Raw genomic sequence first — 3,209 nt, 5'->3', positions numbered from 1 at the left:
GCCCCGGACCGCGTGATGCGGTCCGGGGCGGTCGCCTTATGGGAGTGCTTCAGAGCACCAGCACAGCCTTGCCGTTGACCTGGCGCTCGCCGACGCTGCGCAGAGTGGGATCCGGGTCCGCCCAGTCGCCGACGAGGGTGACGTGCGGGTCCAGGGCGCCTTCGGCGACGAGCCGCAGCAGTACGGCGAGGTCGTTTCCGACGGGCCTGCGCGGCATCTCGTCGAACAGGTGCAGATAGCGGATCCGCACGCCGGGGCGGGCATGCCCCCAGTCGAAGGGCAGGGACAGGTCGGTGCGCGTGGTGTTGCCGTAGCAGACGACGACGCCGCGCGGCTCGACCAGCTGGAACGCGTCGCGGAACACCTCGCCGCCGACGCTGTCCACCAGAACGTGCACCGGCCGCGTCGCCCCGGGGCCCGCGTCGTACGTGGACACGTCGGCGGCGCCCAGTTCGCTCAGGCCCTTGGTCCGCTCCGCCGAACCCGCCCAGGCGGCCACCTCGGCGCCCGCGGCCCTGGCCAGCTGGACGGCGATCCGGCCGACGCCGCCGCTCGCGCCGGTCACCAGCACCCGGCGGCCCAGGAGCGATCCGGCGTGCCGCATGGCGTACAGGGCGGTGAGGCCGGCGACGGGCAGGGCCGCCGCGTCGGTCCACTCGACGCCGTCCGGGAGCGGGGCGAGCCGGGTGGTCGACAGGGCGACGCGCTCGCTCCAGCCGTCCCGCTCGGCCACACCCGCCACCCGGGTGCCGGTGGGCGGGCCGCTGCCGTCGGCCGCCGCCTGGACCACGGTGCCCGCCACGTCGAAGCCGAGCCGTGAGCCCGGCGGCAGCATGCCGAGCAGGGACAGATCGCCGCGGTTCACCGAAACCGCCCTGACCTCCACTACGGCCTGGTCGGGGCGGGGTTCGGGCTCGGGAACCGCTACCGGCCGCACTCCGGTGCCGCCGTCCGCGGGAGTGGTGAGTGCTTGCACGTGGTGTCGCCTCCGGGCTGTCGTCGGGGTGGGTTACCGGGGAGAGTGGGAAGAGGTCACCAGCGCACGCCGCCGTCGACCGGCAGCACCGCGCCGTTCACGTAGCTGCTCTGCGGGGAAGCCAGGAACACGGCGGCGCGGGCGACTTCGGCTCCCGTGCCCGCCCGGCCCGTGGCCAGGGTGCCCTGGAGCCGCGGCCAGATCGTCTCGTTGGCCATCAGGTCCCGGCCCTGGCCCTCGTCGATGAAGCCGGGGGAGAGGCAGTTCACCGTGATGCCCTGCGGGGCCAGTTCGAGCGCGCAGACCTCCGTGAGGCGCTCGACGGCCGCCTTGGAGGCGCAGTACGCGGCGGCTCCGGGCATGGCGCGCCGCCCCAGCAGCGAGGACATGGTGATGATGCGGCCCGCCTCGGCGTCCCGGAGATAGGGCACCGACTCCCTGACCGTGTGGAACACGCCCGTCAGGTTGGTGCCGATCACGGCGTCCCAGTGCTCGTCGGAGAGCGCCGACACCGGGCCCGGCCTGCTCACCCCGGCGTTGGCGACCACGATGTGCGGGCCGCCGTACCGTTCGTGGGTCGTACGCATCAGGTCGGCGATCGACTGGGGCACGGTGACGTCGGCCTTGACGTGCACGATGCGCTCGCCCCGGTCCGGGGAGTCCGGCGGTACGTCCCTGGCCGCGACGACCACGACGGCGCCCTCGTCGGCCAGCGCCCGCGCCACGGCCTTGCCCAGGCCGCGCGTTCCGCCGGTCACCACGGCGGTCCTGCCCTGCAACTGCATTGCTCCTCCTGTGTTCCGGCCGGAAGGAAGGGCCCGCGAAACCGACCCCGCGCAGTCCGGGATGACGATGCTGCTCCGCCGCGATGGCGAGGCGAGGGAGACCGACTGGAGACGCGCGGCGGCCTGCCCCGGTCGGCGCCGGCTCCCCAGCGCCGCTGGATTCAGGTGCCAGGAGCCCCGGCGAGACTCGGGCTCCGCCCGCACCGGACGCCGTGCTCCGAACGTCGTGGACCGGCCGCCGTGGCCCGGGCGCGCCCTTGCCGACCGCTGAAGGAGAAAGTCCGTGCCCGTTCCCGTGCAGCGTGACCCCGAACAGACCCGCCGGGCGTTGGCCGACTGGCTCACGGCCCGCTGGAACGACCGGGCCGGCGAGGTGAAGGTCGGCCCGGTCCGGGTGCCCGGCGCCGCCGGGTTCTCGGGAGAGATCCTGCTGTGCGACGCCGAGTGGACCGAGGAAGGGACGACCCGCCGCGAACCCCTGGCCGTCCGGGTGGCCCCCACCGGGCACCGCCTCTACTCCGACGACCGCTGGCCGGAGCAGGTCAGGCTCCTTGAGGCGCTCGCCGGCACGGACGTCCCCGTGGCCCCCCTGCTCGGCCACGAACCCGGCTCGTCCGTGCTCGGGGCGCCGTTCATGGTGATGCGCCGGATCGAGGGCGAGGTGCCCGCGGACTTCCCCTCGTACCACCGCGAGGGCTGGCTGGCCGGCCTGCCGCCGCACAGCCGTCGCGCCGCCTGGCTCGGCGGCATCGAGATGCTCGCCGCGGTCCACCGGGTCGATCCCGTCGCGCACGGCCTCGGCTTCCTCGACCGCCCGCAGTACGGCACCGGCCACCTCACGCAGCAGCTGGCCGAGTACACCCAACTCCTGCCGTACTACGGAGCGGACGACAACCGGACCGCCACTTCGGCCCTGGCCTGGCTGCACGACCACCGTCCCGACGAGCACGGCGCGCCGCGCCTGCTGTGGGGCGACGCCCGGCTCGGCAACATCATCTACGACGGGGAGACACCGGCCGCCGTACTGGACTGGGAGATGGCCGCCCTGGGCAGGCCCGAGTCGGACCTGGCCTGGTTCCTGCACCTGGACCGGCACCTGAGCGAGGGCATCGGCGAGGTCCGCCTCACCGGGCTCCCCGACCGGGCCGAGACCGTGCGCCACTACGAGCGGATCACCGGGCACGTCGTACAACACCTGGAGTACTACGAGGTCTTCGCCGCGTTCCGGTTCTGCGTGCTCACCGCGCGGGTGACCCGGCTCCTGGAGGAGAGCGGCATCATGCCGCCCGGCACCGACTTCCCGCTGCACCGCAACGCCACCCGGCTCCTGGAACGTGTCCTGGAGGAGCGGGGCGCGCGGCCCGCGGAAGAGACCGTGCCCGGCTGAGAAGCAGCCACAAGCACGCGGACGGGCGGGCGGGACACACCTGACGCGGTGTGTCCCGCCC

3 protein-coding genes are annotated in these 3,209 nt (G+C 74.2%); 1 reads left to right on the top strand and 2 read right to left on the bottom strand.

Annotated elements, in window-relative coordinates; genetic code table 11:
- Window positions 1–49: 49 nt before the first annotated feature.
- Complete coding sequence (locus tag ACQKIP_RS43715; RefSeq protein WP_365865632.1) at window positions 50–976, bottom strand: zinc-binding dehydrogenase; 927 nt, start codon at window positions 974–976, stop codon at window positions 50–52.
- A 56-nt stretch (window positions 977–1,032) separates the two neighbouring features.
- Window positions 1,033–1,761 (bottom strand): SDR family NAD(P)-dependent oxidoreductase, encoded by a 729-nt coding sequence (locus tag ACQKIP_RS43710; RefSeq protein WP_365865634.1) that lies wholly within the window; start codon window positions 1,759–1,761, stop codon window positions 1,033–1,035.
- Window positions 1,762–2,044: 283 nt separating this feature from the next.
- Here ACQKIP_RS43710 and ACQKIP_RS43705 point away from each other — a divergent pair, with 283 nt between their 5' ends.
- Window positions 2,045–3,148, top strand: coding sequence for a phosphotransferase family protein (locus tag ACQKIP_RS43705; RefSeq protein ID WP_365865636.1), 1,104 nt, complete (start codon window positions 2,045–2,047; stop codon window positions 3,146–3,148).
- Window positions 3,149–3,209 lie beyond the last annotated feature (61 nt).

The sequence above is a fragment of the Streptomyces sp. NPDC059900 genome, assembly GCF_050270335.1.
Classification (GTDB): domain Bacteria; phylum Actinomycetota; class Actinomycetes; order Streptomycetales; family Streptomycetaceae; genus Streptomyces.
Note: the sequence above shows the minus strand (reverse complement) of the source record. Positions and strands in the feature narration are given on the sequence as shown.

Coding starts and splice junctions, on each gene's coding strand:
- ACQKIP_RS43710 (WP_365865634.1), bottom strand. CDS start 1,761: ATGCAGTTGCAGGGCAGGACCGCCGTGGTGACCGGCGGAACGCGCGGC.